This window comes from Aquimarina spongiae (genome assembly GCF_900141785.1).
GTDB lineage: Bacteria > Bacteroidota > Bacteroidia > Flavobacteriales > Flavobacteriaceae > Aquimarina > Aquimarina spongiae.
Genome location: NZ_FQYP01000005.1, coordinates 327,735 through 348,613 on the forward strand (window position 1 = coordinate 327,735; position 20,879 = coordinate 348,613).

Here is a 20,879-nt window from a genome sequence, read left to right on the forward strand (position 1 = left end):
AAAAATGGATTTCAGAAAGAGTTTAACTTCCTACCAATGCTCTGGCGGTCAAACCTAATTCCCATCTATCAGGGTCATTTTTAAATCCGCAGTAATAAACTCCTCCAATATATCTCCGAACTATCAAGGAAATATTGGGATTTATTTTAGTGAATACTGTATCTCCTATTTTATATTTACCGATTACCTTATTATCAAGTTTCATATTTACTATATTATAATTTTTTAATACTTCATTTAATAAGATTTGATCCTTACGAGTCTTATCCTTAGAATTGTTAAGTTTCTTTAAATTCCGGAGATTACATAAGCACAGAAATAATCGCCGGAACCTAAAGTTTTATTAGTGAATTACTAATAAAAAGAAACAGAAAAATGATTCAAGAGTATTTTCTTGTACAATACCTAATTTACCCCTAAGAATTATTTTTTACTTTTTTTTCGAGTTATAGTCTTTTCGTTGAAAAGGAACTGTATAACAAATCTCTATATAAATTCTTTATCGTTTGAATTTTGAAACAATAAAGTAAATTGTTGAGATAAAGGTCTTTATAATTAACGGATAAGAGGTTGTATAATAAGAGTTGAATGTTACATAAATCACAGGTTTTAGATTTTTAATATGGCTATCCATTATCTTTTATTAAGAACGATGCTGCAAGAGCTGAATAAAATTGTTTTACTAATGATGCAATCCCTAACATGATAATCAAATCGAATCTCGTAAGGATTCTAGGACTCCGGATAAATATAATTTATCGCTTTCTAACTGTAGAACAAAAACGACCAGCGATTATATTGTTTTGTAAGGTATTGTAAAGAATCGTATCGAGAACGCTATAGGCTTTGATGAAACTGAACTTATTAATGATAGTAGCAATGATGTAACTTCTTCAGACGCAAATCATCAACTAAACAAAAGATGTTTTGAATTTAAAATTAGGAGAGCAGAGGTTTTAGAAGTTTAGCTTTTTATTAGTTTTGTGACCCTTTTCTTACTTTACAATACAGTAAGTAACAAAGTTATATTTCATAGGGAATTACAGAGATTCAGGCCTGCTTTTGGTGTGCTAAAACATCTAGAAAACGTAAAAAACATATCGGACCCTTATGAAAGTGACAAAAAGGTTCTTCCAATTATTCACTTTCTTCCATTATGCTTAGAAATCAGCCTTTGATTAATACTTTTATTTTGGGGTGACATAAAACTACAATGAATTATAACCATTGTTAGTGGCAGTATTTCTTAATCTTCTCTTATAAACGGTTGCCCTTTTCCAGTTTCACACAGAGATTTAAGACTATCTAGAAATCTACCCCAATGATGATTACAAAATCCAAAGAACTCACTCTCTTCAGCCCAGTTCAAGTGTGAGAATTTAAGATAAGTCATGCCTTCTTTTTCTTCCAGTTCAAAAGTTAATTTAGTCCCAATCCATTCCTTGTCGCCATCTACACATTCCCATTGAACTTCATTTGGTGAATCCAATTTCAAAACTTTCATTTTATTGAAGTATTCATCACCGAATACGAAATGATTTATATTCCCTTCTTCTGGTTTTGCAGTTGCTTCATTTGTCCACCAACCTTTTAGACCTTTTTCAAGTGTAATTGAGTCATATAATTGTTTAATAGGTGCTTCAATCATTAAGTTGTGTCTAAGATTTGCCATTTGTTTATTATTTTTTCTATTGGACTAATTCAAAGTGAAAAATTGGACATAAAATCTGCCTTTTATTACCACCAACGGTTTTGTGTATAATTAGTTGCGTGTTTTTACAACTAATTTAGCAAATACAAACCGAATAGAAAATCCTTGCGGATTTTCGTAAGTAGACTAGTACTACTAGCAATAAATTATACACGGTGTTACCCGTAGTTTTTATTCCACTTTCTCAAATGCGTTCACATTACCTAAAGACATATACTTGATTTTCCCATCTTCATTTCTCGTAAATCCCATAATTCTTTTCCCATCGTAACTTTTAAATAGTAATGGCTCTGCTTGATAAAATTTTCTGCCAAATCCTGATAATGTGTTATCATCATTTGCTGTAAGTTGATAAGTTGTTTGCTGTTCACTATTGGAACAAGTATAACAATTAGACATCCATTTGTAATCTCCAGCAAATTCGGAAACATCATTACGCATTCTTTCGGGATTGGGATTATATATATTTTCAGTTCCAAAATGCTCTAAAACTTGAGATATAACTTTATTTCTCAAATTTGTATTCTCGTGATGATGAACAACAAAAATCCCTAAATTAATTTCGGGAACTAATGTTATGAAAGAGCTATAGCCTAACATATCTCCTCCGTGATTGTATGCTTTGAGTCCGAATTGATTTTTTTCGTAAAAACCATATGCGAAACCGTAAACTTCTGAATTAACAGAGAGTTGTTGCGTTTGCATAGACAAAGCAGTTTCTGTTTTTAAAATTCTATTATCGTTTAATTTACCGAGATTAAGATGCATTTGCAGATACTTCCCCATATCTGCAGTTGTGCTATTAATTGAGGAAGCCGGATAAGTATGATACCATTCCCAAGGTTGCGGAACGTTTATACCATTTTCATATTCGTAACCTATTGATAAATTATTTTCTTGATTTTTTGGTAATTCTATACTCGTCATTGACATACCAAGCGGTTTCCAAATATTCTTTTTCAAATATTCTTCGAAGGTAAGACCACTAATTTCTTGAACTAATAATCCAGCAAGTGCAATTCCAAAAGTAGAATAAGCTGAGACAATTCCAGGTTTCCTTATTCTTATCAATTTATCATCAAGAAAAGTTTTCAATGGTATTTGTTGTTTTTTATTATAAACAACTCTACCACTCAACTCATCGAATCCAGCACTATGTGTCATTAGGTGAGAAGCAGTTATATTTTCTTTGTATGTCGATGGGACTTTTACCGATTTTAAATACTGATTGACATCTTTGTTTAAGTTAATTAGGTTTCTGTCTTTAAGTTGAAGAAGTGCGGTTGCTGTAAAGGTTTTAGTTATTGAACCAATTCTGAAAATTGTAGAATCGGGATTAACAGGTTTTGAGTTTTTACCTAAAGTCGTATATCCATAACCTTTTTTGAGTAATGTTTTTCCATCTTTAACAATGATATAGGAAGCTCCAACAATGTGTTCGGATTCCATTGTATAAGTAATCAAAGAATCTAGTTTAGTTTCTAAATCTCCATTCGCATATTCTTTTTTTTGCGAGAATGAAATAGTAGTTATTGTTATAAATATAATTGAGAGATAAATTTTCATCTTTTTGATTTTCATTTATACAAATATGAAAATTTAAAAATCGTTTCTATTGTAAAATATTGCACTAAATAGCGTAGAATGCATTTTGAAACTCTAATGGGTTAACGCCAATAAAACGCTTGAAATTTTTGTAAAAATGCGAATTATCGTAAAATCCACAGTCGATAGCAACATCAAATATTGAATTTCCATTTTTCAGCATCGCTTTACTTTGTTCAATTTTTTTTAAGAGAATAAAGTTATTGGGGGTTAATCCCGTCTCTTGTTTGAACAATCGTATGAATTTATATTTGCTCATTCCAAATTGCGAAGCTGTTTTGCTTAATGAAAAAGTATCAAAAGACGTGCTATCTAGAAAATTTTGAAAAAATTTATTGGTATTGTAACTAATTTCTTTTACTGTTGAGTATTTCGAAATTAATTTTTTTAAAGTTGACTTTAATATGTTTTCGAAATGAATATTGTTATCGTTGAAATTAAGTGATAAAAAGTAAAGTTCATTAAATATATTTTGATCATAAATGATTTTGTCTTTGAAAGACACATTTTGATTTTGATTTAGTTTCCTGATTACATCTGAGGAGACATAGAATGTAAAAAATGAATTTCCAATTAAATTGTCGCAAGGCGTAGCGTGAATTTCTTTAGGATTCGTTATGCAGATTGTTCCTACAGGAGCTTGTAAATTTCTATCGGTAAGTTTTGTATTAAATGTATTTTTTAAAATTAGCGAAATATTGAATGTGTCGTGAGCGTGGAATGGAAAGTCAAAGGTACAAGAATTCACATTTAGTAATTCTAATCCGTCAAGAATGGGAAGTCGATGGTATTCATTTATGTTTGTTCTGTTTTTCAAATTTTCTTATTAGTAGTAATACTAGTTCAAATTAATAGGAACGGTTTGTATATGAAAAGTAGCGAGTTTGTTACTTTTTTTTATTCCGATTTGTAAGTTAGTTAAATTGTAGGAAAGTTTATTCTATTAAACAACTGCCGCTATTTTTTATATACGTTGTTGTAGAACGTTTTATTTGAATTATACATAGTATTTTTTTTTAAAGTGATTATTTAACCTGTCTTACTTTCAACAATAATTTAACTTATCATTAGTATTATAATTACCTTGATTATCCTTTTAGGAACTTTTAGATCAAATTAGCCATGAATACACCAAAACATATCACTATCAACTTGGATAAATTAAACTTATGATCTTCACCAGTTTCAAACAAAATAGTTGTAGCAATATGTAAAAAAATTCCGATTACTATCGCATTAACATAATCTAAATGTTCAATAGCTAAGACCACATTATTTGATATAAAAGTACCCAACGGAGTCATAACTGAAAAGACTATTAAGAAGCCAATAATTTGTGTTTTGCTATGGTTAGATTGTAATAAAAAAGTAGTGATTAATGTTGCTATTGGTATTTTATGAATTAATACACCATACACCATATCATTGTGATGGTGAATAGGAAATCCTTCTAATAAACTATGAATACAGAGACTAATAAATAGTACCCAAGGAAATTTTTTATCCTCTTCAAGTTTATGTTCATGACCATGTTCTACTCCTTGTGATAGAAACTCTAAGATAATTTGCAATAAGATACCACACATTATAAAGAACCCTGTACGCTTTGCATCTAAATGATGATACACTTCTGGTAATAAATCAAAAAGTGTTAGCGCCAATAGAAAAGCACCACTAAATGCTAGTAATAGTTTAGTCCCTATTGACTTTTGTTTTTTAGTTACAAAAGCAATAATAACTCCAATAAAAATAGCAAAAACTGGAAATAAATACGTACTCATGATTAGATCATAAAAAATTTACCTGGGTCTACCTATTTTTTCTATTTTTCTAATGTCTTCGCTCTTGTAGAATACGTTTTACTAACGATTTTCCACGCCCCATTAATTTTTAGCAAATGCATAAAATCAATGTAAGAAAAGGTGTCATATTCTAATTCTAACTGAGCATTGGCTGCTTCTCCTGCTATATTAACAGCCAGAATCCTTGTTTTTGTCTTTACAGGTTTATTAGCTTTGACATACGCGCTTAATGCTTCAACTGCATTAACTTCCTCATATTTTTTATCAATCCACTTCATGGTGGCATTGGGATGAAATGCTTTTTCAAAAGATTCTGCGTTGTGCGTTATCATTCCGTCAAAATAATAATTGATTGTATTTTCAATCAATTGTAGATCGCTGTTTTGTGCTTGTATTTTTGTCATAAAAGTTGTTATTAATAAAATTATAAAAATTGTTTTTTTCATGTTAATCTATGTATTTGATTTTAATATTAAACATTAAGGACGTAAAGCCACTTTAAGTGTTCCTGAAGAACGATCACGCATCAAATCATATCCTTTTTTTGCTTCTGATAGTGGTAAAATATCAGTAAAAATCTTGCTAGGGTCAATAACACCTCTTTCTACTATAGGAAGTAATTTTTTCATATATGCAGCTACATTTACAACACCAGTATGAATAGTTATGTTTCTGAACAACGCTGATGAATAGGGTTGTTCAACAGGTTCATAAAGATGTCCAAACCCTAGAACACTTATCGATGCACCGGCCTGAGTCATTTCCATACCTTGTGCAATTGCTGTTTTATTACCCACAGAATCGATAACGGAGTTTGCGCCTCGCCCTTCCGTAAGAGATTTTACAAATGCTACAGGGTCTTCATTTTTAGAATTCACAACATGTGTTGCTCCAATAGTTTTTGCAAGTTCTAATCGACTGTTATGACGTCCTACCAGTATAATAGTAGATGGGCCAAATAATGTAGCTGCCATTACAGCGCTTAAACCTACTGCACCATCGCCAATAACCACTACGGTTTCACCGGTCTTTATATTTGCATTCAGAGCACCATGATAGCCAGTGGCAAAATTATCTCCTAGAGGAAGAACTTTTGTATCATGTTCATCTCCAGTTAAACCTTCTGGGAGTTTGAATAGTGAAGAATTACCATAAGGAACGCGTATAAACTCGGCTTGCCCTCCCTGAATATCATCCCCTCCATGTTGAGCAAATAGGGGAGTTCCAAATAAACCTCCATGGTCACATGCTGAAGGTAAATCGCGTTTGCAATAATAACAATCTCCATCAACAAACATAGCTGAAGCGATTACGCGATCTCCAACTTTTAGAGAATGAATATCTTTACCTACTTGATCTACGATACCAACAAATTCGTGACCTATTCTCATCCCTTTAAATAAACCCATTTCTGGTCCGTTCTGGGTAAACTCTAAATCTGCGCCACAAATACCTGCAAGTGTAATGCGTACAATCACATCATCATCTTTTAAAAGTTGAGGTTTTGGTATCTCTACGACATCAATTTTTGCTCGGTCTTTATACACTACTGCTTTCATACTAAATTATTTACTTTTTAAATTTTTAAAAGAATGCAGCTTAGTTCTATAGAATGAATGTCAAATAAAACTAAAACTAGCATTTGTCAATTATTGACACGACAAAGTTGCGCCATAATTGAAAAAGTAAATATGATGTGCGTTAAGAAAAAAGCTTGACCTTTATCAAGAAATAAGATTGATGTAAATCAATTTTTATTTAAGATCTTGAGCGAATTCTACTTATTGATTCTGGAGAAATGCCTAAGTAAGATGCCAAGACATACTGCGGTACTCTGCTTGCTATTTGAGGGTATTTATTAACATATTCCCAATATCGCTCTTCTGAGGTTTTGCTAATATTAGAAATGGTTCTTTTGTATGAGTAGGCCATAGATCTTTCTGTAAACAACCTAAAATATTGAGATAAAGAATGTATTCTACTACAAAGTTCTTCAACATCTTCATATTTCATTTGTAAAATAAGAGAGTCTTCAAGTGCTTCGGCATAATATTCTGCAGGAGTTCTATGTATGTAACTGTAAAAGTCTGTAAAAAACCAATCCTCAATGGCAATGATTACAGTATGCTCTTTTCCTAAGTCATCTAAATAGAAAACTCTAACTGAGCCTTCTACAATATAATTCCGATATTCAGACACAAACCCTGGTTGAACAATAAATTGTCTTTTCTTTACTCTAGTAGTTTTTAATATTGAAATAAACTCCTTTATTTCACTTTCAGATAATTCAACATATCTAGCTATGTGATTCAATATTCCCTTGTATACATTCATCGACTTATCTTTTTACAATCATCAATAACCTTTAATGATTAGATGACTTTTACATTTTATTTAGGTTTTTCCAATGTGCTACAACGTCCCTTTTATGTTGCGTTTGCCAGCCTAAGGTGGTATATGCAATATACAAATTGTTGTAACCAGTTATTTATTGTTCAGTGTTTGTTTAAGTTCAAGGATCTCAGATAGATAAATTTCGTTAAGGAATTCGTTGTAACTATCATCTCTTTTGTAATTGATATTCTTTTCCGCTTTCAAAATATGTTCTTTTGCCTTTTCAATTTGTCCAAGCTTTTGGTAGGATTTTGCCATTCCGAAATAGGATTCAGGAATGTTTTTGGACTGTTTTAACGCTCGTTTAAACTCATGAATTGATTTTTCGTAATTCCTAAGTTCGTATTCACAAATTCCAAGATAAACGAAAGAATGAATATCAGCCCAACCTTCTTTTTGATTTTTAATACTCCGATTAAATAATACAATAGCCTTTTGATATTCTTTTTTTCCGAAATAACATTCACCTCTTAAAAAGTCAATATCTTCTCCCCAAGGTGAATCCACAAAATTTGGTGTTAAACTATCTAATCTATTAAAATCAGATAACGCATTATCAAAATCCCTTAACTTTCTCAACTTCATCCAACCTCGATAACCCAAATGTGATTTTGAATCAAGTTCAACTGCTTTATTTAATAATTCAAACCCTTTTGCATATTCTCCTCTTTTATTAAATGCTACAGATTTCTCAAAATATACGTCAGAATACTCGGGATGTTGGAATATTAAAATATCAAACATAGTTTGTGAAAGATAAAAACCTTGTGTGTGTTCAGCCATTTTGAATCTTTTTTCTTTAGGTGCTAAAACTGAAATATAGATTATGGCTATTGAAAATAAGAAAAGTAAAATTGTTAAAACCACTTTAACTATTTTGATGAGAATTTTCATAAGTTTTAGAATATATCTACGATTTTATTATTTTGTACTTTAAAGTTTAAAACATAATAACTATCGAGAATTTCATCTTTTCGTTTTCCAGCTTTCCATCCTTTTAAGCTTTCAATTGATTCTTGAATGCGTTTAATATTATCAGAATTAAAAGTGTTTTCCTTTAGGTTGGAATTAACCGTTTTTACGCGGAATCTACCGGTTTTGTTTTTGCAATTAACTACAAATCTGTAAGTTATAAATCCCGAATCATTAAAATTCAGATTATTTATGAGTCCTTTTAGTTCTTTTTTGATTGCCTTTTCTCCGCCTTGATAATTAGTGCCAATAGAATAGTACTGTGTTATTCTATCTTCGTTGCAGGCGTTAAATTCAGAATTGTCAATATTTTTATCAAATGAAATATCACCAACCCTACTAGTTGTTTGATAATAAACCCAAATAGTAAGAATTAAAGCTAAAAAAAAACTTGACAGTAAGAGTATATTCAGTTTATTTTTCAATTCAGTTTTTCGTTTAAGTAGTAATTGGTTACAACGTATGTATATAGTTACTAAAGATAACTATATATCCAAATAGTAAGAAATATAGTTACCTCAATGAGGTTTTCCTTTAGAACATAAAAATAATAATCTCCAGTATAAAAAGTGTGAACTCATAAAAATAGAGGTAGCAAAATAGAAAAAACAAAGGTGGAGTTTAGTACAAGACCGTACATAAAAACTACCTATATCTATCAGAACCGTGACGAACAGGTCATCAAGAGGGATTGCTGGATTTTTATTATCCCTAAAATAGCATATAACATCCCATTTTTATATGAGTTGAGCACTAATTGTTGGATACCTCTTTCATATGATTCTTTTTTGTCTGAATTTATATTTAAGAGTCAATGAAAATACCAATTAAAAGCTGTGATAACGAATTTCAAGGAGTCCCACTTATCTCTTGCTTCGTCACGAATTTCAAGAGCTTCAACACTTTAATTTAGAAGGTTATTTCCCGGACATAAGGAGATAACCTCCTCTGATTTTTACCAAATAATATAATTAAAAAGTAAAGAAATGAAGTTTGATATGAATGTGATGGAAAATAATAACGGCAATAAGTTTATAACAATGCCTGGCGGAAGAGTAATAATGAGCGCACCTTTAATTCCCTTTTGCGCCTACGCTTCTTTTGTAGAGGTCTTTGATGACGAGTATACAATAAAAAAAGAGTTTGAAACTACCTACTTTATCGCAGATAAGTTAGCTAAAGGTAGATATATCGCTTTCACAGTAAAGAATGATAGTATGAATGGAGGGGGATTATATGATACTCCATCCGACTCTCAAGTATTAGGCCGCCAACTTGGAAAACATCTATGGAAAGATGGTTTTAGGTCCACCGACTATGGATGGATTATAGTATGTACAACAGGAATATTTCATAAAGACATATCAAAATTTGATAAGATGACGGGAGACATTGTTTGCTCATCCCGAAATCCTCTCCCAGAATTTCCAAATTTCGAATTGAACTTGAATAACGTGCATTCAATCTACAAAGTAATAAAAAGGTCATTTTAAATAATCAAAACAAACAGTCATGAAAAACACTTTTAACTTATTAATGCTACTTGCCTTATTAGTTATTGCTTGCGCTGCAGATGAAAGTAATCATCTAGAAGAAGTAGAAAATTTTGAAGCATTTGAGGGTGCGCATTTAATTGACGATAAGACTTTTACACTTATAGGCTCTAGAGGAGGTGGACAATATAATTTAACAAGAGGTGATAACAATCATTCTGTTTCAATACATACGCAAAGTAATTCAGGGGCATTACATGATGACAGGTTAAGAGGAATTTCTATTGGAATAAGAGTATATAATTAATCATGAGAGTTTTTTTTACATTATTAACAACGCTAATGCTTTTTTGTTTTAACTCTGCTATAAGTCAAACAATTGCTAAAAACAAAAGAGATGAGTTCAAAGGGTATTCAATTATCAAAACTGATTGGGAAGTATTATTTAAAAAAGGAAGCTCCTGGACAAGCAATTCGACCTCTTTAAAGTATAGGTTTACCAAAATTGATGAAACAATAATGCTCGACATCAAAATGATCTTGTTGGAAGGTAAGGTATTTTCTATAAGTAAGTATAATGAATTGATATTTCTTTTTGATGATGATACTACATTGACGTATAAATCTCTGTACGATGTTGTGGCTAGTGAAGGAGGAGCGGCAACTGGTCTCTGGGGGGCATCTCTATGGGGCTTAATGGCTAGTTATTCAAGTGAGCACGACATAGATTTGAAAGAGTTAGAATCAAAAAAGGTAAAAAAAATTAGAATATATACTGATGAAGGGTTTGTTGAAAAGGAAATTAAATCTAAGCATTCTGATATACTCAAAAAGTGTATAAAACTAATTAAAGAACAGGAATAAATAATCTAAAATCCCTCTCAAGAATATTGTAATAATTTATGAATACAGCTATGAGAAAACTAACAATTTTATTTCTATCAATTCTAACAATTTCTTGCAGTTCTGAAGATGATACGCCAAATTTTGAAGGACATCAATCAGATTTAAAGGGCACATGGTTATTAAGTAAAATCGAATTTGAAGGTACCGACATTATAGATTTTTGCTACAAGAAATCAACAATTACCGTTTCATCAACTGGATATGCATCCTGGGTAACGTTTTCAAAAACCTATAATGTATGTGAAAGTAATACAGGCACTTTCGTTTTTAAAGGGCTAAATGGAAACGTGAACTTTACCATAGAAGGTAATCAGCCTAATATTAGTAATTATTACGGGAGGTTTTACAGCGCAAATAAAATCCAAATAACAAAAAAGCTAAATACTAATGACGAATTGACATCAACAACCATTTACGAATTTCAAAAGCAATGAAGGCAATATTTTTTCAAATCAGTAGCCTTACACCATTACGATACTTCAAAAAAAACACACTGGAATAATTACAAAAGAGGAGATACATCATTAAAATTATGAGACCACCCTACTACACAGAATACAATGTTGATGTTACACAAAGAATAGAAGAAGGTAAAACGATTTTTTTTGAAGGTGTTGACGAAAAGACAAAACGTAAAGCTGAAGCCAAAGCAAAAAGCATCAGAAGGTATATCTACAATGTATTTGCTTATAACAAACACGATAGGCTTGTACTAGTTGGATATGCGGTCCCCAAATAAAAAAAGTCATATGGAACTTAATATTAGCTGAAGATACCCGTTAAAGGTAAAATCGGCCTATCCGAAACGGACAGAAATTATAGAAAAGGAATAATAAAGAGAAGGATTGTAGAAACTCTGGTTGAAGAACTCTTTCTAAGCTTGGGATTTAACGTCTTAAGATACGGGATAGTACAGTTTTCTTTACATTATCTACCAGGGAGGTATAAAACACATAACAACAAAAATAAAAATGGATAGTGTCGTAGCCGTTGCTTATCAGAGGAAAACTCTATCAATTCCTACGCAACCCTTCAAAAAAAAACGTCAATACGAACTGAGCTATTTCATTACAACATTCTGTGTAAAATGAGTCTTAACGCAATTTACATTTTGTTGGCCGAAGTTTTCAAAAGGTCATCTCCGAATACTTTGATTTGATCTAAAATAGGAAGTGTTTGTAAACCTAGTTGAGTTAAAGAATATTCTACTCTAGGTGGTACTTCATGATATGATTTTCTTTCTAAGATTCCGTTTTGCGTTAGAAGCTTTAGTTCTTGGATGAGCATTTTTTCACTAATTTGTGGAATACCCTTTTTCAATTCACCATATCGTTTTTTCTCTTTCCCTATTTCATCTATGACACGTAAAGACCATTTACCTCCAATAACAAGGAGTGCTCTTGTAACAGAGCAGGTTGCTGATAAAAAATCTTCTTTTTTCATAATTATAATTATCTGATAATCAACTTTTATGACAAATAAGTATGTACCTTACTTTTAGGTAGGTACTTGCCAAAAGTACTAGTTTGGATTATCTTTACCAAAAAATAAAATTATTTACAATTAGAAAAGATAAAAAATGAAAGTATTTGTATCAGGAGCTGCAGGTTTTCAAGGAGGAAATATCGCTCATAAAATAATAAAAGCTGGTAATGAAGTAGTTAGTTTACGTAGAAAACCGGAAGATGCAAACTCAGGTATAGAAGGGTTAACTTTTCAAGTTGGTGACTTTAGTGATGTTGTAGCTTTATCATCTGCATTTCAAGGAGTAGATGCAGCAGTATTCACTATGCCATTAGTATTTGATAAGTCTGTATCGTCAGAATATACTGCTAACTTTATAGAAGCTGCCAAAGGAGCAGGTGTTGATTTAATCATCTTTAATACTACCTCAGATCTACCTAAAGAGAATACAGGTTATGCTGTTATTGATATGAAGGTTTCTGCTCAGAAATTATTTGATGAATCTGGATTAAATGTAATCACATTGACTCCAGATATTTATGTAGATAATATGTCTGCACCGTGGTCTATTCCTGTGATTATAGGAGAAGGAGTTTTACCTTATCCAGTTAGTGCTACCGAGAAATCACCTTTTATTAGTCATTCAGATTTAGCAGATTATGTAGTAAGTGCACTTAGTCATCCAGAGTTAGCGGGAAAAGTATTACCAATAGGAGGTAACTTTTGGACTGGAAATGAGATTGCAGCAGCTATCTCCAAACACTTAAATAAAGAAGTACAATTTATTTCAGTTACACCAGATGATTTTCAGGCAGAATTAGCAAAAAGTTTTGGTGAAGTACCTGCTACAGAGATTTCTAATGCCTATCGTAATTTAAATAAAGATTATGATAGAATCATGAATAAAGATTTTTCAGAGACCAATAAATTGTTGGCTATTGAACCTCAAAAACTAGAAGACTGGGTAGCTTCTATTTCATGGCATTAAAACTAGAATCTTAACCGATCAGACTGTTGCGAAAATAAAAAATCTACATGTTATAATTACTGGTGGTAGTTCTGGTATTGGAAAAGAAACAGCCCATGCTTTTATTACTGTGCTCATAACGGGTAGAGATAAAAATAAGTTGAAGGCAGTAGCACTAGAAATTGGTGCTATTCCCTTCCACTTTGATATCTCAGAACTTGAAAGTATTCCTGAAAAAGCCAAAGAACTAATAGCTTTGCTCGATGGAAAGGCGCATACGTTGGTAAGTAATACAGGGCTAGGTATGTTGGTTAGATTTGGGAAGATTCCGTTAGAACATTTCCAGAAAACCTATGATACTAATGTATTTGGCATAGTTGTTGGCTTAAGAATAGAAAATCATCAGTAAATTGCAACCTATGAAATATCTCGTTTTTATTTTTTTTCTTGCACTGCAGCCTTACTATTTATTTGGGCAAGAATCAATAGAAACATTAATTGATTTTGATCAAAAATCATCAAAAAGATATCTTAGGAATAATAGGGTGATAACATTTTTGGTGGATGAAGCAAGTAAGTTCTACTTTACTGATGATCTTACTGTAAGGAGTAAAGAAGTAGTAATTCGTGATATCCAAACAAATTTCACAACTCTCTACTCTAATGGAAGACTTACATTAAAAATTTCGAACATAGCATTATATTATGATTGGTTCAAGGCACATCAGTCATATAGAATGTATGTTTCTATAGATGAAACAAGAGGTATTTACAGATTAGTAGGGTACAGTAAAGGAAATAGTAAACCAAGAATAAAGAAAAAATTTACGAGTAAGGAAAAAATTGAACTTGTTGATTTTACAGATATGGATACATCTGCTCTTAACCCTGAAAATTATGTTGTTGGACCTATAGATCTTTATTCATGTTCTCCACTTTTTTTCAGAAAGCAGGTTACGCTAGACTATCCAACTGACCTTGCGATGAATCCGACCACCTTCATGGGAGTATACAATTTAAAAGAGAGGATATCTGTCAACATGTCCGAAAGAATAATTCAATTATTCAACGGTATGGCTGCTGTAGATAACAGACTTGTTTTAAAAAAAACAGATGGACTTTATAAAATTGTAGGATTTACAAGAAAGAAATGAGGCAACAATTAGTTATTAAATGCAAACAAATACATTGGAGTGGCAAAATGAAGTGTTGCAAATTGATTTTCAAAAACCTCAGAAATGGAATAGAGTATATGTAAGTTTCCCTTACCGTATCAACATTTCTCATAACGGTCTCGTATAAGAATCGTAGCGGATTTTATACGCACTTACTTTTCGGCTAAGTATAAACCTTCTTTATATTTACTTACTTTGGTTTTAGCGATTTTACCGCTATTGTTTTTATACTTTGTTATGCAACCTTTACCGTGTAATGTATTCCTAAACGTTTAAAAGTTAATACCAGCTTCAATAGCAAAACCTAAAGAACGATCCAATACACTAGAATTAGATAGATTACCTATTATTTTGCCTCCTATAACAAGCCCGAAATCTGGAAAAGGAACATATAGCAGGCCTGTGTTAATGTTGCCTCCAATCAAAAACTTCGTGCTTTTCCCTTCTGTAATATGATCAACTGTCTCTAACCCTGGCGAAACCCCAATCCCTAGATTAAAATAAAACCCACTACCCAGATATTCATAGCCATCAAACCCCATTCCGAAAGAATAAGTATCTACATCCTTAATGTTCTTATTCTCTAAAAAATCTTTATTCATATTTGTTTTACCGAAACTTAAAGTAATCGGTATCCGAAACTCTTTCGACCGTTTTTTAAACTCACGGTATTGCACCGACCAGCTTATGTAATGTTTACTGAAAGTATGTTGATAGGTAACCATATGCAATTGCTGTAAATCAAATTCAGATAAATTCAACTCGGGTTTATTTTGAGCTGATAATAGCTGCGAAAGTAGTACAAACAAGAGCGTATAGCCCAAATTTCTTGAAGCAAACAAAGTCATGATTATTGATTTTTAGTTTGAAAAAAACATTCTGCAAATACCATAATTCTTGATTCTTCAAATAATGATATTAATCTTGCAAAACTCGTATGTCTAGTTTTCGAAATGAATGTTTAAATATTTTGCATCTGGCTCGGAATCGTTATCAATAATTACAACAAGTTCATTTGTTTTTATTTTTTTTATAGAAAAAACCAAAACCGCTTTATCTCCTTTTTTTGATAGCGTAATACGTTTGTGTTCTTTTTGTAATTGCCAGGTTCCTTTCTCAAAAATACCTTCGCTAACACTTGTAAAAGTCATATCCGACTTCAGTTTTAAATAGTCGTTCTTTTCTTTATCCGATGGTTCTTCAGAAAACCAACCCACCGAATATTTCGTTAGTTGCCAATTTTTAGAAAGGTTGCTAACGTTTAGTTTTATTTTTTGTGCATTTATATTTGTAAAGCTCATTAAAAACAAACCAATTAAGCAAAAACTAAAATTATGAGTCTTTTTCATTTAGATGTTTTTATAGGTTCTGGAAGAAAGTATAGAAGCCAAGTGAACCACAATAAATTGAGCAGCCCCCAAATGGATTCTTCTCCTTGAAAATAGTTTATGACCTCAGGTAGTTTATAAAATCCTACAATACCCAAGAAGCCTAGATACCAGTTATTGTCAAATTTGTAATTTTTCATACCACAAAAGTAGCTGTGGCTTTGTACTGGTTGTTTGTCCGTTTTGGACAATTTACATTACGGGAATATAGATTTCTGTTATCAAATCCTTTTTATCGATTTTTTCGTGGTGGTTAACATAAAACTCTAAGATTGGCTTGTCGGCAAACTCTAGCTGAATATCTGTTAACCAATTGCCATAGATTTGATTGTAGGTGCTTACTAACTGTTCGTTAGCACCTTTATGAATGAATTTTGCGTATTTTTGAATGTGATGTTTTTTTGTTTGGTACAAATTTTCTATTGCAAAGTTTAGTGGTTCTCTAAGAATTAAAGCCACATTTGTTCTGCATCTAAAATCATCTGTAATTTCGTTATCGTCTATGGCTTCTGAAAAAAATATGCTTTCGTCAGAAAGTAGCTGATTTTTTGTGCAATACTTAATAAATGTGTTCCAGGTTTTTTCAATCGCTTTTAAATCTTGTGTGTTGCCTTTGTGTTCTACATATAATACATCAAATTCAGGAAGTGTTTCTATGGTAAATGGCAACGGTTTTAGTTTATGTTCGTCACTATTTTGTTTGTTTGGCTGAAGAATATTGTTAGTGCTTTTCCTAAATAAAATAGGCGAACAGTTGAATTTGCTTTTGAAAGCCTTACTAAAAGAGGCTACATCAGAAAAACCTACGTTTATTGCAATATCAGAAACTTGCTCTTCGGTATATTTTAAATATTCTGCCGACTTTTCTAGCCGAATCCTCTTAATGTACTTCCCAATCGTTTCTTGATGTAAAGATTGAAAAATACGATTGATGTTCCTGTACGAATAAAGACTTATTTGTTCAATTTTTTCGATGTTTATTTCGTCCTTGAAATTCTCATCTATGAACCTAATTAGTTTTTTATATCGCTCTATTTGTGTAATGTTTTCTAGGTTCATTTTATGTAGCACAACTCATGTATATAGTTGCTAAAGATAACTATATATCCAAATAGTAAGAAATACAGTTAACCCATTGATCCTTTACAATAGAACATAAAAATAATATTCTCTAGTAAAAAAGCGAGGCCTAATAAAAATAGAGGTAGCGAAATGAAAAAACAAAGGTGGAGTTTAGTACAAGACCGGACGATAAAAAGTATCCATATCTACCAGAACCGGGACAAACGGACCACTAAAGGGGGGTATTGGATTCCTGTTATCCCCAAAACAGTATATAACATCCCGTTTTTAACTAGGTTGAGCACTAATTGTTGGATACCTCCTTCAGATGGTTCTTTTTTGTTGGAATTTATATTCAAAAGTCAATGAAAATACTAATTCAAATGAAAAAACAATTACAGTCAATAACATATCATCTGTTTATGATGTTGACAATCTTTGTCGTTTATAGTCAAAATATAATGGCACTAATTTTAAAGAAAATAAGAATGAAAACTTTGGGGATACTTTTTTTGACTGCATTTATTTTATTGTCTTGCAATAGTGATGATGTGCCAGATCAACTTCTGACAAGGGCTGTGGTGGCATTAGAGACTGCCCAACTTAGTCAATTTGATGTAAACACGGATTTAGAAATTTCTATAGAGACTATAAATGGTTTTACTGTTGATCAAATAAATGTTCTTAGAAATAATGAAATAGTTGCAAATGCTATCATATCTGGTAACTCGGCTACGTTTAATAGCTCAAGCTTAATTCCTTTTCAATCCACAATTAATCTGGATCTCGAATACACTGTTTCAAATGGGAACACTTTTAAAATACTTCAGGAAGAGGTGGATATTTTAGATCCTTTTTTCTTCACTCAAGAAATACCAACATTAAGCTTTAGAGATTCATCTGCTATTGAATATGGAAGTTTTACTGTCGGTGCAACTATTGATAATGTAGGTGTAGAATGGAAAGTAGGTAAGAAGGGTACATTTGTAAAAGCTACTCGTGTTTTTGATACTGATTCTGATGCTTTTCCTTTAAGTGCAGATACTTATATAAATCAGTTTGGAGCAAAAAAAGGGGACACTCTATTCGTAAGATTAAATGCAACTAGTGGATCGGTAGCGAAAGAAATTGAAACATCAGTAGTTTTGGTTCCGCAGAGTTTTGGTGTGGATCTCGAGTTGAAAATTGGTTCAATTGATGATATAAACGAAACCAATTTGTTTGATCCCAACGTATTTTCTGATGGAGATGATACTGCAGATGTAGTTTTCACAGATCCTCAAGGCATTTCTGTAAATGAAGGGACTGATATAAGTTTTGTGCGAGTTCATACTGCAGAAGAGCCGGAAGATTTTTATGCAGCATATAATGATGTTGAAGTTGCTAAATCAGATTTCGATGCCGGAACTCCTCAAACCTCCCTTCAAGTAAACGTAGGGGATATATACATTTACAGAGCGATTAGGGACTTAAAAATTGATAGCGATATAGTTGAGAAGACAGAAAACTACGGAATAATTCTGATTACCGAAATAACTGAAACGGTAGAAGACCTTGAAATTGATTTTCTTGTCAAAGAAAACACTATTATCGAATAAATTACTTGCCGATACAGAAAGTAACGAATTTATATTTCATAAGGGTTTACAAAGATTGAGGTGTACTTTTGGTGTACTAAAAAATCTAAAAAACGCAAGAAAACACAAAAAAACTTATCTGAGTCTTATGAAAGTGACAAAAAGATTATTCAAAACAATTCACATTCTATGGACCACTCAGATCATAATGTAGGCTGTTTATTGATACTTCTATCCAAACTATAAAAACACAGAAGTATGATATCATCTATAGCCTTAGGTTCTTATGAAACACATGTTAATTATTTTATCATTACTTTTTCTTGCATTCATGGTTTAGGTGATGTTGCACAACGTTCCAGAAATATAGCAGTTGTAATTAGTATAAAATTGAAATGATAGTGTTTACCATTGAACCCATATTTTTTGCGGTCTTAAATCCAACATTCGTAAACTTTTGTAGCACTTGTCGAGATAATAAGAATACTTCGATCAACCATTAAGATCCCAACTAGTTTATACTTCGTAAAATACTCATTATTTATATTAGAATCCTAATTTTCAGTATTGAAGAAAAGTATAAAAAATAGAATACTAGGCGTCTAAATTTATCTATATTCTCATGTATAAAATTATCTTGTCCTTTAATAAGAAATTATGGATCAAGTCAAGATATATCGGAATAGCGTTATACTTTGCTTTATTTCTAATGCATTTTTGTAACATGAGAAAGTACCTACAGCAAATAACGCTATTATTAATTATATCTATTGTTGTTATAGGTACAGAACAAACTGTGGCCCAAAATTACCATGAAGTTATTCCAAAGACCGAAAGTTACGGGATAGATTACAAGAATAATCTTATCGTTTGGAATGTAGACCTTACTGATTTTGCTTCTCTTTCTTCTAATAAGGACGTCCAAGTACAATTTAATGAAGGGCAGAAGTTTATATTTTCTTTAAAAGAGTTGTCTTACCAGGAAAGGCTTCAAACAAAAAATGCCGAAACCCAGTTTAGGATTTATATAACTCAATTACCAATTATTAAGATAACAATAGATACTATTAAGGATGACCCTAAAACTATTTCAAAATTTTCGTTTGCAGATAGAGATACTATTATAAATGCATCACCTGGAATAGAATATCGAGGTAACATATCTTTAAAATTTCCAAAAAAAACCTATGATCTGGAGTTTTGGGAAGATGATCAAGAAGAATCAGTTGATCTTCAATTTGGTGATATGCGAAATGATGATGATTGGGTATTAGATGGTTTATATAATGAGCCATTGCGATTACGTTCTTTTTTAGCCAATACATTATGGTTGTCGATTCACCAATCGCATTACTTAGATCAAGAAAAAGATGCCAAAAGTGGAGTCGATTTACTTTTTACCGAAGTGTTTCTGAATGAAAACTATATTGGGATTTATGCGCTAATGGAACAAGTAGATAGAAAACTACTACAGCTCAAAAAATATAATAAGAAAAAGATAAAAGGAGAACTGTTTAAAGCATCAAGCTACAATGGAGCTCCATCTTATAAGGCTGCTCCAAAATATAAGAACATCTTTCCGCATTGGGCAGGATACGAAATAGAATATCCATATAAAAACTACAAAGCACAATGGAAAAACATTTATAAATTCACCAGATTTGTTGTTAAATCAAAGGATTCTGTTTTCAAAAAGAAAGTCTCTAAAAAATTCAACCTGGATAATGCAATTGATTATTTTCTATTTGTAAATCTGTTGCGCGCTACAGATAATCTAGGTAAAAACTTTTATGTAGCGCGATACGACAAAAAGACCCCTTATTTTAATATTCCATGGGATTTAGATGGTGTTTTAGGAACAATTCAGGATGGAAAAAGAATATCAACTACAGACGATATTTTAAGTAACGGGTTATTTGATCGTTTGATGAAAACTAATCCTGACAATTTTAGGAGAAGACTCAAAGAAAGATGGAGTAATCTTCGTAGGCAACAACTTAGCAATGACAATTTGTTTGAAATGATCCAAGAACAATATGACTATTTCTTTGATAATAAAGTTTATGAAAGAGAGCAAATGGTATGGTTATCCGGAATTAGTTTACAAGACCATTTTGATTATATGACAACTTGGTTACTTAATCGACTTCAGTATTTGGATAAGTATTTTGATACACTTTAAAAAAAAAAGAGCCTTATTGCCTTTCTTATCGATATTTAATCCATCATAAGAGTTACCCTTTCTATCATATGAATTAAAGATACTGCTATCATAATACTATCTTTCTTAAGTAAAATGTACAGAATCTATATTTCAATAAAACTAATACTTACAGGCTTTTGCATTTTAGCCTCCAACTATA

General features: G+C 31.7%; 24 protein-coding genes. 10 read left to right on the top strand and 14 right to left on the bottom strand.

Annotation, left to right across the window (positions count from 1 at the left end; all coding sequences use genetic code 11):
- Positions 1–22: 22 nt before the first annotated feature.
- From BUE24_RS13200 to BUE24_RS13245, 10 genes are all read right to left on the bottom strand, one after another.
- Positions 23–205 (bottom strand): hypothetical protein, encoded by a 183-nt coding sequence (locus BUE24_RS13200; RefSeq protein WP_073316490.1) that lies wholly within the window; start codon positions 203–205, stop codon positions 23–25.
- 1,041 nt (positions 206–1,246) lie between these two features.
- Complete coding sequence (locus tag BUE24_RS13205) at positions 1,247–1,672, bottom strand: SRPBCC family protein (RefSeq protein ID WP_073316491.1); 426 nt, start codon at positions 1,670–1,672, stop codon at positions 1,247–1,249.
- A gap of 210 nt (positions 1,673–1,882) precedes the next feature.
- Positions 1,883–3,292 (bottom strand): serine hydrolase domain-containing protein, encoded by a 1,410-nt coding sequence (locus BUE24_RS13210; protein ID WP_084549526.1) that lies wholly within the window; start codon positions 3,290–3,292, stop codon positions 1,883–1,885.
- Between the two features lie 49 nt (positions 3,293–3,341).
- Positions 3,342–4,133, bottom strand: a complete 792-nt coding sequence (locus tag BUE24_RS13215) for an AraC family transcriptional regulator (protein WP_244548147.1) — start codon at positions 4,131–4,133, stop codon at positions 3,342–3,344.
- A 289-nt stretch (positions 4,134–4,422) separates the two neighbouring features.
- Positions 4,423–5,097, bottom strand: coding sequence for a ZIP family metal transporter (locus BUE24_RS13220; protein ID WP_073316493.1), 675 nt, complete (start codon positions 5,095–5,097; stop codon positions 4,423–4,425).
- A 41-nt stretch (positions 5,098–5,138) separates the two neighbouring features.
- Positions 5,139–5,522, bottom strand: a complete 384-nt coding sequence (locus BUE24_RS13225) for a nuclear transport factor 2 family protein (protein ID WP_073316494.1) — start codon at positions 5,520–5,522, stop codon at positions 5,139–5,141.
- A gap of 75 nt (positions 5,523–5,597) precedes the next feature.
- Positions 5,598–6,677, bottom strand: coding sequence for a zinc-dependent alcohol dehydrogenase (locus tag BUE24_RS13230; RefSeq protein ID WP_073316495.1), 1,080 nt, complete (start codon positions 6,675–6,677; stop codon positions 5,598–5,600).
- 199 nt (positions 6,678–6,876) lie between these two features.
- The gene (locus tag BUE24_RS13235; RefSeq protein ID WP_073316496.1) at positions 6,877–7,452 is read right to left on the bottom strand and encodes a Crp/Fnr family transcriptional regulator; all 576 of its coding nucleotides are present in this window, start codon (positions 7,450–7,452) and stop codon (positions 6,877–6,879) included.
- Between the two features lie 150 nt (positions 7,453–7,602).
- Entirely contained in the window at positions 7,603–8,406 is an 804-nt protein-coding gene (locus BUE24_RS13240) for a tetratricopeptide repeat protein (RefSeq protein WP_073316497.1), read from the bottom strand.
- A 5-nt stretch (positions 8,407–8,411) separates the two neighbouring features.
- Complete coding sequence (locus tag BUE24_RS13245; RefSeq protein WP_073316498.1) at positions 8,412–8,909, bottom strand: hypothetical protein; 498 nt, start codon at positions 8,907–8,909, stop codon at positions 8,412–8,414.
- A gap of 561 nt (positions 8,910–9,470) precedes the next feature.
- On the opposite strand from BUE24_RS13245, the gene BUE24_RS13250 reads away from it, so the two are divergent.
- The 5 genes from BUE24_RS13250 to BUE24_RS13270 all read left to right on the top strand — a co-directional run bounded on the left by BUE24_RS13250 (position 9,471) and on the right by BUE24_RS13270 (position 11,622).
- Positions 9,471–9,977 carry a hypothetical protein gene (locus tag BUE24_RS13250; protein ID WP_073316499.1) on the top strand — a complete coding sequence of 169 codons (507 nt, stop codon included), beginning with the start codon at positions 9,471–9,473 and terminating at the stop codon, positions 9,975–9,977.
- Positions 9,978–9,996: 19 nt separating this feature from the next.
- Entirely contained in the window at positions 9,997–10,284 is a 288-nt protein-coding gene (locus BUE24_RS13255) for a hypothetical protein (RefSeq protein WP_073316500.1), read from the top strand.
- A 2-nt stretch (positions 10,285–10,286) separates the two neighbouring features.
- The gene (locus tag BUE24_RS13260) at positions 10,287–10,841 is read left to right on the top strand and encodes a hypothetical protein (RefSeq protein ID WP_139241993.1); all 555 of its coding nucleotides are present in this window, start codon (positions 10,287–10,289) and stop codon (positions 10,839–10,841) included.
- Between the two features lie 50 nt (positions 10,842–10,891).
- On the top strand, positions 10,892–11,317 hold the full coding sequence (locus tag BUE24_RS13265; protein ID WP_139241994.1) for a hypothetical protein: 426 nt from the start codon (positions 10,892–10,894) through the stop codon (positions 11,315–11,317).
- A 98-nt stretch (positions 11,318–11,415) separates the two neighbouring features.
- Positions 11,416–11,622, top strand: coding sequence for a hypothetical protein (locus BUE24_RS13270; RefSeq protein ID WP_073316503.1), 207 nt, complete (start codon positions 11,416–11,418; stop codon positions 11,620–11,622).
- A 365-nt stretch (positions 11,623–11,987) separates the two neighbouring features.
- On the opposite strand, the gene BUE24_RS13275 is transcribed toward BUE24_RS13270, so the two are convergent.
- Complete coding sequence (locus BUE24_RS13275) at positions 11,988–12,326, bottom strand: winged helix-turn-helix transcriptional regulator (RefSeq protein ID WP_073316504.1); 339 nt, start codon at positions 12,324–12,326, stop codon at positions 11,988–11,990.
- A 136-nt stretch (positions 12,327–12,462) separates the two neighbouring features.
- Between BUE24_RS13275 and BUE24_RS13280 the strand changes: the two genes are divergently transcribed.
- The 3 genes from BUE24_RS13280 to BUE24_RS13290 are packed head-to-tail and all read left to right on the top strand — an operon-like array spanning position 12,463 to position 14,468.
- Complete coding sequence (locus BUE24_RS13280; RefSeq protein ID WP_073316505.1) at positions 12,463–13,335, top strand: SDR family oxidoreductase; 873 nt, start codon at positions 12,463–12,465, stop codon at positions 13,333–13,335.
- A gap of 55 nt (positions 13,336–13,390) precedes the next feature.
- Positions 13,391–13,723 carry an SDR family oxidoreductase gene (locus BUE24_RS13285; protein WP_280174032.1) on the top strand — a complete coding sequence of 111 codons (333 nt, stop codon included), beginning with the start codon at positions 13,391–13,393 and terminating at the stop codon, positions 13,721–13,723.
- A 10-nt stretch (positions 13,724–13,733) separates the two neighbouring features.
- Positions 13,734–14,468: a hypothetical protein gene (locus BUE24_RS13290; protein WP_073316507.1), complete on the top strand. Its 735-nt coding sequence runs from the start codon at positions 13,734–13,736 to the stop codon at positions 14,466–14,468.
- 293 nt (positions 14,469–14,761) lie between these two features.
- On the opposite strand, the gene BUE24_RS13295 is transcribed toward BUE24_RS13290, so the two are convergent.
- The 3 genes from BUE24_RS13295 to BUE24_RS13310 all read right to left on the bottom strand — a co-directional run bounded on the left by BUE24_RS13295 (position 14,762) and on the right by BUE24_RS13310 (position 16,936).
- On the bottom strand, positions 14,762–15,337 hold the full coding sequence (locus BUE24_RS13295; RefSeq protein WP_073316508.1) for a hypothetical protein: 576 nt from the start codon (positions 15,335–15,337) through the stop codon (positions 14,762–14,764).
- 93 nt (positions 15,338–15,430) lie between these two features.
- A complete protein-coding gene (locus tag BUE24_RS13300) occupies positions 15,431–15,838 on the bottom strand; it encodes a lipocalin family protein (protein WP_073316509.1) in 408 nt (135 codons plus the stop codon).
- A gap of 231 nt (positions 15,839–16,069) precedes the next feature.
- A complete protein-coding gene (locus tag BUE24_RS13310; RefSeq protein ID WP_073316511.1) occupies positions 16,070–16,936 on the bottom strand; it encodes an AraC family transcriptional regulator in 867 nt (288 codons plus the stop codon).
- Between the two features lie 464 nt (positions 16,937–17,400).
- Here BUE24_RS13310 and BUE24_RS13315 point away from each other — a divergent pair, with 464 nt between their 5' ends.
- A complete protein-coding gene (locus tag BUE24_RS13315; RefSeq protein ID WP_139241995.1) occupies positions 17,401–18,537 on the top strand; it encodes a hypothetical protein in 1,137 nt (378 codons plus the stop codon).
- A gap of 703 nt (positions 18,538–19,240) precedes the next feature.
- The gene (locus BUE24_RS13325; RefSeq protein WP_073316654.1) at positions 19,241–20,698 is read left to right on the top strand and encodes a CotH kinase family protein; all 1,458 of its coding nucleotides are present in this window, start codon (positions 19,241–19,243) and stop codon (positions 20,696–20,698) included.
- Positions 20,699–20,879: the final 181 nt, after the last annotated feature.